Here is a 15,492-nt window from a genome sequence, read left to right as displayed (position 1 = left end):
GGTGTACACACCGACCATCAAGGAGTAATAAAAACGACCATGCGTATTACGCCACCCTGAGTTCCCCCTTCTCTGTCGTTCTGAGTAACCCTCAGCGCGCACTCTTTAACATCACGTCAGCGGATGTGCTTTACCGTATCTAAATTTTTGCCCTTTACGGGCTGACTGTATTCAAAAACTGAGAAAATACTATGTTGCTGTCCTCGACGCGTAAGGACTGGCTGGGTAACGTCCGTGGTGACGTACTGGCCGGTATTGTTGTCGCGCTTGCGCTTATTCCCGAAGCGATCGCCTTTTCCATCATCGCCGGCGTTGACCCGCAAGTCGGGCTCTACTCTGCGTTTTGTATTCCGCTGATAATCGCTATCTGCGGTGGTCGTCCTGGAATGATTTCTTCGTCAACCGGCGCGATGGCACTGCTGATGGTGACGCTGGTGAAAGACCACGGCCTACAGTATCTATTGGCCGCTACTGTGCTTACTGGTGTGATTCAGCTTATTGCTGGCTATTTAAAGCTTGGCAGTCTGATGCGTTATGTTTCGCGCTCGGTGGTTACCGGCTTTGTCAATGCCCTGGCGATCCTGATTTTCATGGCGCAGTTGCCGGAGTTGACCAACGTCACCTGGCACGTCTATGCCATGACAGCTGCTGGTCTCGGCATTATTTACCTCTTCCCCTACCTCAATAGAACCATCCCCTCGCCATTGGTCTGTATCGTGGTGCTGACCGGGATATCCATGTGGTTGCATCTGGATGTGCGTACCGTCGGCGACATGGGCAAGTTACCGGACAGCCTTCCGGTATTTTTGTTGCCAGATGTTCCATTCAATCTCAATACTTTGTTGATTATCCTGCCTTATTCAGCTGGCCTGGCCGTCGTTGGGCTGCTTGAATCGATGATGACCGCCACCATCGTGGATGACATGACTAATACCCCAAGCGATAAAAACCGGGAGTGTAAGGCTCAAGGGGTTGCCAACATTGGCGCTGCATTTATTGGCGGTATGGCCGGATGCGCGATGATCGGCCAGTCGGTGATCAACGTGAAATCCGGGGGGCGTGGGCGTCTCTCCGCACTCTCCGCAGGCGCCGTCCTGCTTTGTATGGTGGTCTTCCTGCGTGACTGGGTTTCGCAGATCCCAATGGCGGCCCTGGTAGCGGTGATGATAATGGTTTCTATTGGCACCTTCTCCTGGCGCTCTATTACCAACTTGCGCAACCACCCACTGTCAACCAGCGTCGTCATGCTGGCTACCGTAGTCGTGGTGGTAGCAACGCATAATCTGGCGTATGGCGTATTGACTGGTGTGCTGATCGCCTCACTGAACTTTGCCAGCAAAGTGTCCCGTTTTATGACCGTGTCATCCGAACTCAAAGCGTCAACGCGGACATACGCCGTAACCGGCCAAGTATTTTTCGCCTCTGCCGATCGGTTTATTAACCACTTCGATTTTCGTGAAGCGGTAGAACGTGTAGTCATTGACGTCTCGCATGCCCACTTCTGGGATATTACGTCGGTCAGCGCACTCGACAAAGTGGTCATTAAGTTCCGTCGTGAAGGTATGGACGTAGAAATTCGCGGCATGAATCAAGCTACCCGCACTATTGTTGACCGCTTCGGGGTGCATGACAAACCCGAAGAAGTGGAAAAATTGATGGGCGGCCATTAACAATCAGGAGAATATAGATGAATAATACCGTTATTGCCTGTGTTGACGGCTCGCCGTCTACCCGTCCGGTGTGTGAGTACGCGGCGTGGGCCGCTGCTCTGCTGGATGTACCGCTGTCCCTGCTACATGTCCTGGAGAAAGACTCTCATCCTGCCGTTTCAGATTTGACTGGAAGCATCGGCATTGATAGCCAGGCGTATCTCACCGAAGAGCTGGTAAAAGTCGAGGGAGAGCGTAGCCGGTTATTAATGGCGCAGGGCAAGGCCATTCTGGCTGGCTGCGCGGAGTTATTGAATGAAGTCGGTCATGCTGATGTTCAATTACTGCAAAAACATGGCGCGTTGGATGAAATTCTGGCTGATTTGGGGGATGTTCGCCTGATGGTGCTGGGCCGCCGAGGAACGCAGAACCCGGTTGGCAGCCACCTGGAAAGCATCATTCGTCTGCAGAAGAAACCAGTGCTTATCGTGCCGGAGGTTTATTCTCCGCCGTCCAAAGTTATGTTCGCCTATGATGGCAGCGATGAGAGTCGCAAAAACCTGACGCGCCTGTCGCTTGGTCCGCTACTCAATGGCCTGGTTTGCCACATCGTGATGGTGAAGGGGGATGCGCGAGCCTTGCAGGAAGCACAAAATGTGCTGCAAGCGGCCGGCATCGCCACCGAAAACCATTTACTGGAAGGGACATCCGTTGCCGAGGCGCTCTGCCGTCATGCTAATGAAAATGGCATTAACCTGATTGTGATGGGGGCCTATGGCCATTCGCCATTGCGGCGATTCTTTATCGGCAGCAACACCACCGCCATGTTGGAAAAAACACAGATCCCACTCTTAATGCTGAGGTGATTTTTGCCCCCGGAAGTAACCCCGGGGGCAAATAAATACGTTCAATTGACTGGAGTGAACATGAAACATGAAATTGCGGTAAGTGTAATAATTCCCATATACAATGCTGAAAAAACAATCAAACCCTTGCTCAAGGATATATTGATAGAAGACAGAATCAGCATTGAAGTTATTATTGTTAACGATGGATCCACAGATGATACGTCTGCGATAATTAATACTATAAGGGATGATAGGATTCAGGTTATCGAACAACGTAATGAAGGGGTGTACGCAGCCAGAAATAATGGACTAAGTAACCACCGGGGTCGTTGGGTCATGTTTCTGGATGCCGATGACGATGTGTCCGAAGGATTCATATATAACAGGTATATCCAGGCATCCAACCATGGTGTCGATGTTCTTATATCCAATGCGTGGAAGCTTTGGCATGAAAGCGATAATAAAAAACCCATACACACCAACCAACCATATGATGAAATCTTATCCGGCAATGCGTGGGTAAGTCATGCAGTAAAAGTCAGGGAATGGCCACATTACCTTTGGTTACAGTTAGTTAGGTCTGACTATATCACGAATAACAATCTGTCATTTCATGATGGCCGAAGTCACAAAGATATTTTATGGACGATGGAATTAGCATTAGCTAATGGGCGTTTCTACATATCAAAAGATATGGACTACACCTACAAGTACAATAATGAATCCATCACAAATCGTGGTGATTATTTCGACGTCAGAGCAGAGTGCTATATTGATGTAATATCGAAAACTATCAACCATGCTAAGTCGATAAAGAAAGCTGACTTTAGCATATCACTTTTCAGGCACGCTCTTTATGAAGCCAGACACTTTCTTGGTTTATATAGAAAAAAGGTGAGGGACAAAGAAAGAATCAGGCGGTTATTTGTAAGTAAAATAGCATATAGAGATTTAGTAAAAGGCGTATATAGCCTTAGTGATATTTTCTTTTTACTGAAGGTTTTTGTAAAAACACAAAAATTCACTGGCGCTAGCCCGCATTTAAAATGGGTAATTATATTGCTATTGGCTTAACAGGGGGAAATACTCATCTCGCTGCGAATGCCATAGTTAATCAGGTATTTGGCTGGCGGTTAGTAATTTATAGCACGGGCGGGCGGACGACATTGTTGGGTATCAACAAGCGAGGAAACAAAAAGATACGAGCCTTACTGGTTCAGTGTGCCAGGGTATTCATACAAAAACTGGAACACCAGTCTGGCAAGTTGGCCGATTGGGTAAGGGAGTTACTGTGTCGGAAAAGTAACTTTGTCGTGACTTGTGCTCTGGCGAACAAGCTGGCCAGAATAGTCTGGACACTGACAGCACGACAGCAAACTTACTAAGCATAACAAGAAATACAGCTGTTTAAACAAATACTCATCTGGTTTTGCGAATACTGATTATTGATGATACGAACGCCCCACTGGCCTGTTGAGGAACCTGTAAAACGGAAAGGCTCGCTGAAGCCGTATATTTTCTGGAGGTTCATCAGGCGCGGAACTCATCGAGGCGCGGGAATAAAATTCCATTCAGACAGCGGATAGATTCAAGCAAGCCAACTTATTGTCAAAATCGGTGTTGCAAAAACGGGAGTGACCATAGATCCGTTTTCCAGGCGGCCCCCTATTAATAGTCTCGATGAACTGTTTTAAGGAATTTTATAAATGGATGGATGGATGTATCTGGTGATTGCTGGCATAGCCGAAGTCTTTTATGCCGCGTCAATGCCCCGAACTGAGGGATTTACGCGAATCTACCCCAGTCTTTTTTGTCTGACATTTATCGGTGTAAGCATGTACTTTTTGTCCCTGGCAACACGGACTATTCCTGTAGGAACAGCTTATGCTGTCTGGGTCGGGATTGGTGCTTTAGGGACTGCGGCCTACGGTATGGTTTACTTAAATGAAGATAAGGGACTGTTACGCATTGCCTGTTTCGGACTGATTCTGGCGGGTATTATTGGCTTAAAAATACTGGCAGCAGACAAGCAGCTATAGATTCTCTTCAGGGGTATTCATGCGTCAGCTTTTTCGGTTTATGTTTCATAACGCCTCTCACCTTACGTTCGGTGCGCTGCTGATGGCTATGTCCAGCTTTGGACAGACCTATTTTGTCTCACTTTACGGGCAGGATTTTCGTCAGGCCTTTGGGCTCACCGACGGCGGGCTGGGGGGGCTGTACGCGATAGGAACGGTAATGAGCGCCATTACGCTGACCTGGGTCGGGCGGACGATTGACTACACCACCACCCGCCGTTTTACGCTGGCGGTTACCCTGCTGCTGGTCACGGCCTGCCTGCTCGTTTCCGGCGCACAGGCGGCGTGGATGCTCTGCATCGGGTTTTACTTTCTGCGCCTCGGCGGTCAGGGACTGATGGTGCATACCGCGCTGACCGCAACAGCGCGTCAGTTCCCCCTTGATGCAGGCAAGGCGCTCGGCGCCATTGCGCTGGGGCTCTCGCTGGCGCAGGCCGTTTTTCCTGTGATTGCGGTGCAGATAAGCGCGCTAACAGGATGGCGGGCTGCCTGGGGCATCAATGCCGGTATGCTTGTTGCCGGCGTAGGGGTCGCGCTGATGTTTTTGCCCCGCGGAAAAGAGAAGCCGCTGCGCTCGTTCAGAAAGCGGGGTGAGGAGAAGCAAAAAGAGGCACCGGTATGGAAAAACCGCAACCTGCTGCTGGCGCTGCCGGTCGTGCTGGCTTCCCCCTTTATCACCACCGGATTCTTCTTCCACCAGGCCAGGCTGGCGCAGGAGAAAGGCTGGGAGTTGTCGTGGGTGGCGGTATGGTTTATTGCCTACGCCATTACCCAGGCGGTATCGCTGCTGTCGTTTGGCCCGTTGATTGACCGACTCTTACCACGCAGGCTGCTGCCGTGGTTTCTGATGCCACAGGCCCTAGCCATGCTGGCGCTCTGGCTCAGCAACAGTCAGTGGGTGACGCCTTTTTACCTGATTATGACCGGCATATCGTCGGCAATTGCCTCAACGCTTGCCACTGCGCTCTGGGTACAACTGTTTGGTCCGGCGCAGCTAGCCCGGGTGCGTTCGGCGGTTGAGGCAGGTACGGTAATTGCCAGCGGGGCATCCCCGGTAATCATGGGCGTGCTGATAGATCATCATGTCACCCTGCATCTTCAGGCACTGTTCTGCCTGGTCTACATCCTTGGCGCCAGTCTGCTGGCCACCGGTATCAGGACGGATACACCGCAATAACGCGCCGCACCGCCACGCTCTTTTCCCGTAACACCATTCATATCCTTCCCAAAGGATAAAGCTCTGCTCTCTTTATGGCTCTGATAAAGCTCGCTGTTTCAGAAGGTTGCTTTCTTAACGTAGTTTTTCGCACAGTTGCGACTTCAGACCTCTCAACATATTCGTGGGGTAGTTTTGATGATTTTTTGGTCACCATCAGGGCCCGTGAAGCAACCTGTACAAAAAACAGGCTTAGCGTAGGATGTTTTCCGTTTTCCAAGCGGACCCCTTAAAGCTGACATCCCCGAGGGCTGGTTTTTCGATATCTGGCAGCCGGAAACCCTGTCGCAGCGTGGAGAACGGATCCCCTTCGTGGATGTGCCGAATGCTGTTTTAGCGAGCACTCCCGCCTGCTGGTTATTGCGCTCTGGCGAAAAATGGCATGGATTTGACGACTTGCCCGATGGTTATGCGATGTTAGACCCCATTAAGGTGACGATCACCTGTCCGGGTTTAAACGCACAGGGTGAAATGAACGATTTTGGTATTCCTGCTCCTGTTGTTTCAAAATATTTGGATACGCAGCGTATTATTCCCGCCAGAAATGGTGACTACAATATTCTGATCCTTTTTGCACTGGGTTCAACACAAGGGAAATGGAATACCCTGATCGATTTACTGATGATGTTTAAATATCATCACGATGAAAATACGCCTCTGGCCTCGGTACTTCCCCTTGTTTATGACTCTGCGCCTTGTTATCGGGATATAGGGCTGGGCGATTTATGTCGCGCTATACATCAGTCCAATATCGAGTTAAACATTGCTCAGCTGTCGGATTTAGCCTGTTCCGCAAAAACAGTTCCTGTCCTTTCCCCTTCACAGGCCTACGAAGCGCTAGTCGCTGACCAAACGGAATTAGTGAAAGTTGCTGATATCCGAAATCGAACCTTAGGCGTGATGATAACCCCATACCCACCGGGCATTCCTCTCATCATGCCCGGTGAGCAAATCATCAGTGAGTCTCAGGCTATTAGTGACTATTTGGTTGCATTACAAATTTTCGGGCAGAGATTTCCGGGATTTGAACATGAGTTACAGGGCGTAGAAACCGATGAGAACGGCTTTTTTTGGGTACGTTGCATCAAGCGATCCCAATAATCCAGCATTCACTCATTTTGGCTTAATTGCCTTGTCAAATAATGGGTGTTGCAGCACCCATGAAAATGCTCGGTAAGCAATGGATAATAGGAAAGGATATGGATCACATTAATAAAAACGCCGTAAAAAAGATGGGATTAGTGGCTCTTACATTGGTAACGGCTTCAAATATGATGGGCTCAGGTGTGTTTATGCTACCGACTAACCTCGCCAATGTCGGTTATATTTCAATATACGGGTGGGGCATAACAATCTGTGGGGTGATTGCTCTGGCACTCGTTTTCGCTAAAAATAGTCTGATTACCCCTCGAGATGGCGGAATTGTTGCTTATGCCAGTGACGCTTTTGGGCCGTTTATCGGCTTTCAGACTACGATCTGCTACTGGATCAGTGCCTGGGTGGGCAACGTTGCGCTGCTCGTCGCAGGTGTCGGTTATTTAAGCTATTTCTTCCCCATTCTGAAAGATCCTGTGTTCAGTAGCATTGCCGCTATTATTATTTTATGGGCTTTTATCGCTTTCTCAAGTTTAGGGGCGCGGGTAGCTGGACGTTCACAGTCTTTTACCGCGTGCTGCATGTTGGTCGTGGTTCTGGGGATTGGTTTCATTGGCTGGTTCTGGTTTAAACCGGCGCTATTTACGCAGGTCTATAACGGCACGAAGGGAAGTGATACCTCTGCGATTTTTTACGCCGCCTCTTTGGCGCTTTGGGGTTTTCTGGGAGTTGAATCCGCCGTGGTGTCTTCAGGTCAGGTAGATAACCCTGAATCTACGGTACCCAAGGCTACCGTGTTAGGCCTTCTCATCGCCGCAATATGTTACGTAAGCAGCTGTACCGTTATCATGGGGCTCGTACCGCATAAGGAGTTAGTTAATTCAGCGGCACCTTTTGCGGATGCTGCCCGTTATATGTTTGGTCCTGTTGCGGGAGAAATTGTGTCTACATTAAGCATTATTGCGTGCTTTGGATCTATTTCTGGCTGGTTAATCCTCCAATCTGAAGCCCCAAAAGCGGGAGCCAAGCAAGGGTTATTTCCGAGTTTCTTTGCTGATGTCAATAAAAATGATGTGCCCATCAAAGGGCTTATCGTTTCGGGTATCCTAATGACGGTTGTATTACTGACCACTGCATCGCCCGATCTGGCTAAGCAGTTTCAAATTATCATTCTGATGTCGGTATTTGCTTCCTTGTTACCCTATATGTATGCGCTTATTTCACTTCCCATTATCATGGTGGCTAAATCCTTAAATAAAGGTTTTAGCTTTGTTTTCTACTGCACCCTGGCCGTCATAGGTATCGCCTACTGTCTGTTTGCCCTCTTTGGTTCAGGTGAAAGTGCCATGTTCTGGGGAGTATTAATGATGCTTCTCTCCATACCTCTTTATGCATTAGTCGCAGCAAAACGTAAAAAAGCGGGAGATGAGATTCTTTATAGCAGTCAAGATGAATAATTTTACCGGCATACCTCTATATATTAAAAATGTAACAATGAATATCTAGTTTTTAGATTATTACTATCAGTTTTCTGGTGTATTAAAATTATTTTTATAAGAATATAGTATTCCAGACAAGAGTGAAATAATGACAACTTGCTACATGTCTAAACAAAAGGATGTATTATGGAAACGAGCTTATTAAAGGAAATGTCTAACGATCTCTCAGACTTCGTTGGCACCCATTTTGTTTATACTTACGATAACGGATGGAAATACGAATGGTATGCTCGTAACGAGCATGCCTGTGATTATCGTATACATCATGGATTAGTGGGCGGCCGGTGGGTTACAAACCAGGAAATGCATGCTGTACAATTTGCACCTGGTATTTTCAAAGTTGACTGGCACGAACCCACTGGCACTTGCGTCAGTCTCCTTTTTGATCTGAAAAGAAAACTTGTTCATGGAACGATCTTCTTCCCTCAGTGGATTGCCGGTGAAGGTCAACATCCGGAGAAAACCATTTGTTTCCAAAATAGCTTTATTGAGGATATGCACCGTTTCAGAGACGAGGGGCCAGCATACCCTTATGTGATTATTCCCGAGTTCGCTGAAGTCACCTACATGAAAAATGAAGGGAAAGATAACGATGAGGTGATAAGCATGCCTCCGGGCCAGCTTCCGGATGATTTTTTTGACGGTAAATGATCCAACGGATTTTATTACATCATTAAGAAAAGGAGTTTTCTATGGGATTATCCACAAAGGTTTTTGTTAGTAGCGATTCTCATGATGGTTTCGGGGTAATTTCGACCATTATAATGGGGGAGAAGGAAGCAATACTGGTCGACGCACAATTTACTATTGCCAATGCACACCGGCTGGTTGCTGAATTAATTGAAACCAAAAAAGAACTCACTAAAATATTCATAACACATTTGCATCCAGATCATTTCTTAGGTCTGGAAGTGGTCAAAGCCGTATGGCCTGACGCCCAGGTTATAGCTTATAAAAAAGTGGCTGATGACGTGAATGATGCTTATGATTTTAAAATCGCATATTGGGGGAATACTATTTTAAAAGAAAATGGTGCCAATATTAAATACGACATCACCATGATTCAAGATGATGTTATTTATCTTGAGGGAGAAGAAATAAAAATCCTTGGTATGATGAGTGGAGACTGTATTACCATTTCACCATTATGGATCCCTTCATTGAGAACCCTTATTGCGTCTGATGTCGTTTTTGATAATGCTCACGTCTGGATTGCTGATATGCGCAATGAAGAACGCCAGCAACGCTGGATGCACGACCTTGATGTACTGGAAGAACTCTCTCCTGAAGTGGTTATCCCTGGTCATGCCCCGCTAAACCCATCACTGAGCCCTTCAGCAATCAGCTTCACGCGCCAATATATTCATGACTTTAGAAAGCAGATGTCTAAAACTTCAAATAGTGATGAACTTATCGCACAGATGGACCGTATCTATCCGAATCTACCTGTACGTATCTGCTTGGAGTACAGTGCAAAGATTCTCAAAGATCATTACGTCTGGCCCGGTGACTGGCCCGTGTCATTACGGAACATGCCAGTCGAGATTTAACCCTTGTGAATCTTACCCATCACTAGCCCTGCTATAGGTTGACACTTTTCAGCCTTAAAACGCCTGATGAACTTCATCGGGCGTTTTACAGTTTCGCTCCCACGGGGCCTAACTGAGTCTTTTAGGGCTGAACGACATCGTCTGAGTTTTTGTTTGCAATGGTGCTCAATTGCTTTCACTTATGCTTAGTGTGACGGCTTTACTGTGTGCGTTCTAACCTGAAAACGCTTAAGCCGCAGTGCATTGCCGAGCACGAAAACGCTGGAAAGCGCCATCGCGGCTGCGGCAAAAATCGGCGACAGTAAGGTGCCGTTGAGTGGGTAAAGCACACCTGCCGCGACCGGAATAAGCAAAGCGTTGTAGGCAAAGGCCCAGAACAGATTCTGCTTAATATTGCGAATTGTCGCTTGGCTAAGCCCGATGGCATTCGGCACACCACATAAGTCGCCTGACATAAGGACGACATCCGCCGCCTCGATTGCCACATCCGTTCCCGTACCGATGGCGAGCCCCACATCAGCTTCAGCCAGCGCGGGGGCGTCATTAATACCGTCACCCACGAAGGCAACTCGCGCGCCATTGACCCGGAATTTCTTCAGCGCAGCAACCTTGCCATCGGGCAGGACTTCGGCTGCGACTTCATCAATACCGAGCTGTCTGGCGATCGCCCTCGCCGTCCGCGCATTGTCTCCGGTGATCATGGCGACCTTGAGTCCGAGCGCGTGCAGCGCTCTGATCGCCTCAGGTGTCGTTTCCCTGATAGGATCGGCAACGGCAATCACTGCCGCCAGACGACCATCAATCGCGGCATAAAGCGGGCTCTTACCTTGGTTGCCAAGACGCTCGGCAACCTGCATGAAGCTTGTGACATCCAGACCAAGCTTCGTCATAAAGCGGTCTGCACCAATGGCGATAGTTTGTCCGGACACCTTCGCCGACACGCCAAAACCGGGCATTGCCTCAAAATCTTCAATAGGTGCCAGCGTGATGTTCCGTTGCCTGGCGGCTGCGACGATCGCTTCGGCGATCGGATGTTCTGACCGGCTTTCGACCGCAGCAACGAGCGCCAGAACATCATCGTATTCGAAACCCTCTCCGGGAACGAGGTCGGTCAGTTCGGGATGTCCTTTAGTCAGCGTACCGGTCTTATCGAGCGCGATGACGCTCACATCGCGCAGGGCCTGCAATGCTTCCCCTTTGCGAAAGAGAATGCCGAACTCGGCCGCACGCCCCGTACCGACCATGATTGAAGTCGGCGTGGCCAGTCCCATCGCGCACGGACAGGCGATAATAAGCACCGCGACCGCATTAACCAGCGCGAAGGTCAGTGCCGGGGATGGACCAAAGATCAGCCAGATCAGGAAGGTCAGCGTGGCAGCTGCCATCACCGCCGGCACGAACCACATGGTGACCTTATCAACCAGCGTCTGGATTGGCAGTTTGGAACCCTGCGCTTCCTGAACCAGATGGATGATCTGCGCAAGCACCGTATTAGCACCGACTTTGGTGACGCGGAAATTGAACCCACCCGTCTTATTGATCGTACCACCGACAACTGCAGTGCCCTCCCCCTTCGACACCGGCACCGGCTCACCCGTAATCATGCTTTCGTCTACATAAGACGCGCCCTCAACAACCAGGCCATCAACCGGGATTTTTTCACCCGGCCTGACGTGCACAACATCACCGACGGTTACCTGGTCTAGCGGGATATCAACCGTCTCGCCGTTGCGCTCGACCCGGGCGGTCTTGGGTTGTAGCCCGACCAGCCGTTTAATGGCCTGCGAGGTTCGCCCTTTGGCGCGCGCCTCCAATGTCCGTCCGAGCAGAATCAAGGTTACGATGACAGTTGAGGCTTCGAAATAGACATTGGCAGTGCCTTGCGGTAGCACTCCGGGAAGAAAAGTGGCGACAAGAGAATAACCGTAAGCGGCCGCCGTGCCGACTGAAACTAGCGAGTTCATATCAGGAGCACCGCGCAGTAATGCCGGTACACCTTTGCGGAAGAAACGCAGACCCGGTCCAAACAGTACCAGGGTGGCGAGCACAAACTGGATATACCAACTGGTCTGCTGACCCAGCGCACCCATCACCCAATGGTGCATCGCGGGGATCAGGTGGGAACCCATCTCAAGAATGAAAACGGGTAAGGTGAAGATGGCAGCAATAAGTAACGAGCGCCGCAACGACCGTGACTCTTTTTCATGACGCTCAGTGTCTTTGTCATCCGCGTCAGCGGTTTCGCGCGACAAGCGGCGTGACGTATAGCCTGCCTGTTTGACAGCATTTTCCAGATCCGTCATGGAGACGACACCGGAGAGATAACGCACTCGTGCTCGCTCAGTCGCCAGATTGACATTGGCTTCGAGCACTCCCGGGACTTTTGAGAGCGCTTTCTCAACCCGACCCACACAAGATGCGCAGCTCATGTCTTCGATCGCCAGCTCGGTGGTATCTTCGCGGACGGCGTAGCCAGCCCCTTCGATAGCGCGGACAGCCAAGTGCGGGTCGGACTGGTCGTTGAAGGTAATATCAGCACGTTCGGTGGCGAGATTGACCGTAGCCGACAGCACGCCGGGGACCGCTTTCAGCGCACGCTCAACCCTACCAACGCATGATGCACAGCTCATTCCTTCGACCGGCATGCTAAAACGAGTCACTAAGGACGCGGATGGATTGGAATCTGGTTGGAGAGCCATTGACCTACCCCCTTAAAGAGTTATATTGGGGAGAAGTTTAAACCTTCCTGTCAGGTGAAGGTCAACTAAATATTATGTTGATATAAAAGGATTTTTTTCAGCACAACCCACAACGCAACCACACTTCGATATAAAGCCCGTATTTTGCGGGCTTTTCTTTGTCAAAAAACATCCGGATGGCAGGTGATGTGTTCTGTATTGGCATGACATCAGAAAGGTTTGCTAACCGTGCGAGGTGGGGTGCGGCAGGCTGCCAGAGTGGGTGATGTTGCCCATCATCACGCCACCCTGTTTGACCTCCAGCGAGCCGGTGGTCTGCTTGATGCTGAACATGCCTTTTATTTTTTCGGCGAAGCTGGTCAGCAGCGTGTCCGGGAGTTCTTCAAATTCCAGCACCGCCAGCCACGATTGATGAGCGCCTTGTTGTAGGCTGCCCAACTGGTCACTTTGAACTTTTGTTTTGCCACGGGGTACCGCGATATTGTCAGGAATGTGGGGATCTGATCCTGATAACGACCAAAAGTTCGATTTATTCAACAACACCTCTCAGCGCTGCTCTTTTGCAAAGAAGGTCATGGCCTTTTTTAGGATTTCCTTCAGCTGTTTAAGTTCTTCATTTTCAGCACGAAGGCGGCGTAGTTCAGCGTCAAGTTCGCTGCGTGGCCTTTCCCCAGTGCTGATATTGCTCATAAGCAGTGACCCAACAGCTGATGTTCTGGTCAGCGATGTTCATTTCGACACATTAAAGGCCTTGCCGACAAACAAGTTTGGCGGCTTCAGTTTTGAATTCTTTGCTGTAATTTCTGCGTGTAGTTCTGACCATAGGCACCTTCATTTCAAGGATGATATCCTCTTAAGTCGGTGTCACCGATTATTAGGCCAGAGAATTCAGGATTAACCCCAACTCTCAGCTAATCATTATTCAACAAAGCCCGTTCTTGATTAATGGGGGTTTGTCGCCAACCTTATATAAAGGCTTAGCGAAAAACACCCACGGCGCAGACCAGTCGGTCAGCTTGTTGCTTCAAGCTAGATGATGCAAAAGCACCTTCCTGTACCTGAACTGAATTCTGATGGGTAATACGATCTAACTCCTCAATGGCTTTGGCTATATCCAACAGTCCCAAATTTTGCTCACTGGTCGCATTGCGGATTTGTCCAATCAGTGAAGAAACACCCCGTACCTGAGACACAATCTCGGTGATGGTTTCTCCTGCTAACTCAACCTGCTTTGATCCTGAAACCACCGTCTCCACGCTTGAATTGATCAACCTCTTAATTTCGCTAGCGGCGGTAGCGCTGCGTTGCGCTAAGCTGCGAACCTCGCTCGCGACGACTGCAAAACCTTTACCATGCTCACCGGCCCTCGCAGCCTCTACTGCCGCATTAAGGGCCAGAATATTAGTCTGGAAAGCGATGCCATCAATAACGCTGATAATAGTAGAAATTTGGCGTGAGCTGTCAGTAATTTTCTGCATTGTGTCGATAACTCCATGCATCGCATTACTGCCTTTTTCCGCTATCTGGCGGGCATTTGATGAAAGTTTATCGGCTTCGGCTGCTGTTTGAGTATTACTGTCAACCGTTGTGCTTATTTCATTCATAGCCGCCGCAGTTTCTCCAATATTGGTCGCCGTTTGTTCAGTACGCTGACTCAGTGAATCGTTGCTATTTGCCAGAGATTCGCTGGACGCGTGAACTTTACGTGCCTGATCGCTAACATCATCTACCATCCAGCGGCAAACCAGGCCCAGTTGCCCCACCGAACGTAATGCCACACCAATTTCATCCACTCGGTTCAGTGGTTCGATAGAATGACTGGCACCGCTGGCAACGCGTAATGCCTGATTGCAAAGGTATTCGACTGGTCGGGTGACTTGCCATTCCAGCCACCATCCCAGTAACAACGTTGAAAGAATATTCAGGCCAAAAGCGGTCATCATTTGCATCTCTGAAAGTGCGGTGAGGCTAAGAATTGACAGAGAGTTGACCAGCAATAAGACAAATAGACTACTGCGTATCCTCCAGCGAACAGAGAGTGTTTTTAGGATGGATAATCCTCGGGTGAGGCCCGTACGAACGAGTAATCCTCTATACAGATGACGGTTTTTCAGTTCGCCACGCTTCATTTTATCGTAAAGCTTCTGCGCATCCGAAACATCTGCTACGGAGGGTTTAGTTCTGACAGACAAATAACCGCAGGTTTTTCCATCTCGAATAATAGGTACTACGTTGGCGCGAACCCAGTAGTGATCGCCATTTCTGCGGCGATTTTTTACCAGTGCTGTCCATGGAATACCTTTATTCAAGGTTGCCCACATGTCTTTGAATGCCTGCTGAGGCATATCCGGATGACGGACAATATTATGAGGTTGACCGATAATATCTTCACTCGCAAAACCACTAACATCAATAAAAGCATCATTAGCATAAGTAATATAACCATCGGCGTCAGTTGTCGACATTAAAGTAGCATCATCCGGGTACTGATATTCATGCTGTGATACAGGTTGATTATTGCGCATAGTGACGTTTCCTTGGTCAGATTGTAACTTATGTAATAACAAATCCTAAGTTACTAACATATCGGCAATCCGTATAATCTACTTTAGTTGAGAATTCCATTGATGTGAGATCTGCAAGAACGGCATAAACTATTCGGCATCGGTGGGGCTTTGTTGAATAAATCGGGTTTAGGTAAAACGACCCGCTATCCGTCACTTCCGCAGGCAATCCGTACACTTTCTGGCATGCCTGCACGCGTCATTTTGTTCAATGCACGGATCGCGCATCAAGGTACGGTTTCCACCAGACGCGGTGCTTTCCCTCGATCTTTCCTGCACAGTGTGTCCTGCTTT

14 protein-coding genes are annotated in these 15,492 nt (G+C 49.1%); 10 read left to right on the top strand and 4 right to left on the bottom strand.

What is annotated here, in order from left to right; translation table 11 throughout:
* The first annotated feature begins 191 nt into the window (after positions 1–191).
* From IEV89_RS17130 to IEV89_RS17085, 10 genes are all read left to right on the top strand, one after another.
* Entirely contained in the window at positions 192–1,670 is a 1,479-nt protein-coding gene (locus IEV89_RS17130; RefSeq protein WP_188474738.1) for a SulP family inorganic anion transporter, read from the top strand.
* A 17-nt stretch (positions 1,671–1,687) separates the two neighbouring features.
* Complete coding sequence (locus tag IEV89_RS17125; protein ID WP_188474737.1) at positions 1,688–2,515, top strand: universal stress protein; 828 nt, start codon at positions 1,688–1,690, stop codon at positions 2,513–2,515.
* Between the two features lie 60 nt (positions 2,516–2,575).
* Entirely contained in the window at positions 2,576–3,571 is a 996-nt protein-coding gene (locus tag IEV89_RS17120; RefSeq protein ID WP_188474736.1) for a glycosyltransferase, read from the top strand.
* Complete coding sequence (locus tag IEV89_RS17115) at positions 3,544–3,882, top strand: transposase (protein ID WP_268235670.1); 339 nt, start codon at positions 3,544–3,546, stop codon at positions 3,880–3,882. Before IEV89_RS17120 ends, IEV89_RS17115 begins: the two co-directional genes overlap by 28 nt.
* Before the next feature lie 321 nt (positions 3,883–4,203).
* The gene (locus tag IEV89_RS17110) at positions 4,204–4,536 is read left to right on the top strand and encodes a DMT family transporter (RefSeq protein WP_188474735.1); all 333 of its coding nucleotides are present in this window, start codon (positions 4,204–4,206) and stop codon (positions 4,534–4,536) included.
* Positions 4,537–4,555: 19 nt separating this feature from the next.
* A complete protein-coding gene (locus tag IEV89_RS17105; protein ID WP_188474734.1) occupies positions 4,556–5,752 on the top strand; it encodes an MFS transporter in 1,197 nt (398 codons plus the stop codon).
* 279 nt (positions 5,753–6,031) lie between these two features.
* Positions 6,032–6,892, top strand: coding sequence for an Orn/Lys/Arg family decarboxylase (locus tag IEV89_RS17100; protein WP_268235671.1), 861 nt, complete (start codon positions 6,032–6,034; stop codon positions 6,890–6,892).
* A gap of 98 nt (positions 6,893–6,990) precedes the next feature.
* Positions 6,991–8,343: an amino acid permease gene (locus IEV89_RS17095; RefSeq protein WP_188474732.1), complete on the top strand. Its 1,353-nt coding sequence runs from the start codon at positions 6,991–6,993 to the stop codon at positions 8,341–8,343.
* Positions 8,344–8,511: 168 nt separating this feature from the next.
* Positions 8,512–9,036, top strand: a complete 525-nt coding sequence (locus IEV89_RS17090) for a phenolic acid decarboxylase (protein WP_188474731.1) — start codon at positions 8,512–8,514, stop codon at positions 9,034–9,036.
* A gap of 41 nt (positions 9,037–9,077) precedes the next feature.
* Positions 9,078–9,935 (top strand): MBL fold metallo-hydrolase, encoded by an 858-nt coding sequence (locus IEV89_RS17085; protein ID WP_188474730.1) that lies wholly within the window; start codon positions 9,078–9,080, stop codon positions 9,933–9,935.
* Positions 9,936–10,120: 185 nt separating this feature from the next.
* Here IEV89_RS17085 and IEV89_RS17080 read toward each other — a convergent pair whose 3' ends face one another.
* From IEV89_RS17080 to IEV89_RS17065, 4 genes are all read right to left on the bottom strand, one after another.
* On the bottom strand, positions 10,121–12,634 hold the full coding sequence (locus IEV89_RS17080) for a heavy metal translocating P-type ATPase (protein WP_188474729.1): 2,514 nt from the start codon (positions 12,632–12,634) through the stop codon (positions 10,121–10,123).
* Positions 12,635–12,856: 222 nt separating this feature from the next.
* Complete coding sequence (locus tag IEV89_RS17075; RefSeq protein WP_188474728.1) at positions 12,857–13,171, bottom strand: hypothetical protein; 315 nt, start codon at positions 13,169–13,171, stop codon at positions 12,857–12,859.
* Positions 13,172–13,180: 9 nt separating this feature from the next.
* Positions 13,181–13,324, bottom strand: a complete 144-nt coding sequence (locus IEV89_RS17070) for a hypothetical protein (RefSeq protein ID WP_188474727.1) — start codon at positions 13,322–13,324, stop codon at positions 13,181–13,183.
* Between the two features lie 287 nt (positions 13,325–13,611).
* Complete coding sequence (locus IEV89_RS17065; protein ID WP_188474726.1) at positions 13,612–15,159, bottom strand: methyl-accepting chemotaxis protein; 1,548 nt, start codon at positions 15,157–15,159, stop codon at positions 13,612–13,614.
* Positions 15,160–15,492: the final 333 nt, after the last annotated feature.

Source organism: Hafnia psychrotolerans (assembly GCF_014639435.1).
Taxonomy (GTDB): domain Bacteria; phylum Pseudomonadota; class Gammaproteobacteria; order Enterobacterales; family Enterobacteriaceae; genus Ewingella; species Ewingella psychrotolerans.
This window is presented reverse-complemented; position numbering and strand designations above follow the sequence as displayed.

Bases quoted from the DNA above. Each gene is read 5' to 3' on its own strand.
- IEV89_RS17130 (WP_188474738.1), top strand. From the start codon at position 192: ATGTTGCTGTCCTCGACGCGTAAGGACTGGCTGGGTAACGTCCGTGGT.
- IEV89_RS17125 (WP_188474737.1), top strand. From the start codon at position 1,688: ATGAATAATACCGTTATTGCCTGTGTTGACGGCTCGCCGTCTACCCGT.
- IEV89_RS17120 (WP_188474736.1), top strand. From the start codon at position 2,576: ATGAAACATGAAATTGCGGTAAGTGTAATAATTCCCATATACAATGCT.
- IEV89_RS17115 (WP_268235670.1), top strand. From the start codon at position 3,544: ATGGGTAATTATATTGCTATTGGCTTAACAGGGGGAAATACTCATCTC.
- IEV89_RS17110 (WP_188474735.1), top strand. From the start codon at position 4,204: ATGGATGGATGGATGTATCTGGTGATTGCTGGCATAGCCGAAGTCTTT.
- IEV89_RS17105 (WP_188474734.1), top strand. From the start codon at position 4,556: ATGCGTCAGCTTTTTCGGTTTATGTTTCATAACGCCTCTCACCTTACG.
- IEV89_RS17095 (WP_188474732.1), top strand. From the start codon at position 6,991: ATGGATCACATTAATAAAAACGCCGTAAAAAAGATGGGATTAGTGGCT.
- IEV89_RS17090 (WP_188474731.1), top strand. From the start codon at position 8,512: ATGGAAACGAGCTTATTAAAGGAAATGTCTAACGATCTCTCAGACTTC.
- IEV89_RS17085 (WP_188474730.1), top strand. From the start codon at position 9,078: ATGGGATTATCCACAAAGGTTTTTGTTAGTAGCGATTCTCATGATGGT.
- IEV89_RS17080 (WP_188474729.1), bottom strand. From the start codon at position 12,634: ATGGCTCTCCAACCAGATTCCAATCCATCCGCGTCCTTAGTGACTCGT.
- IEV89_RS17070 (WP_188474727.1), bottom strand. From the start codon at position 13,324: ATGAGCAATATCAGCACTGGGGAAAGGCCACGCAGCGAACTTGACGCT.
- IEV89_RS17065 (WP_188474726.1), bottom strand. From the start codon at position 15,159: ATGCGCAATAATCAACCTGTATCACAGCATGAATATCAGTACCCGGAT.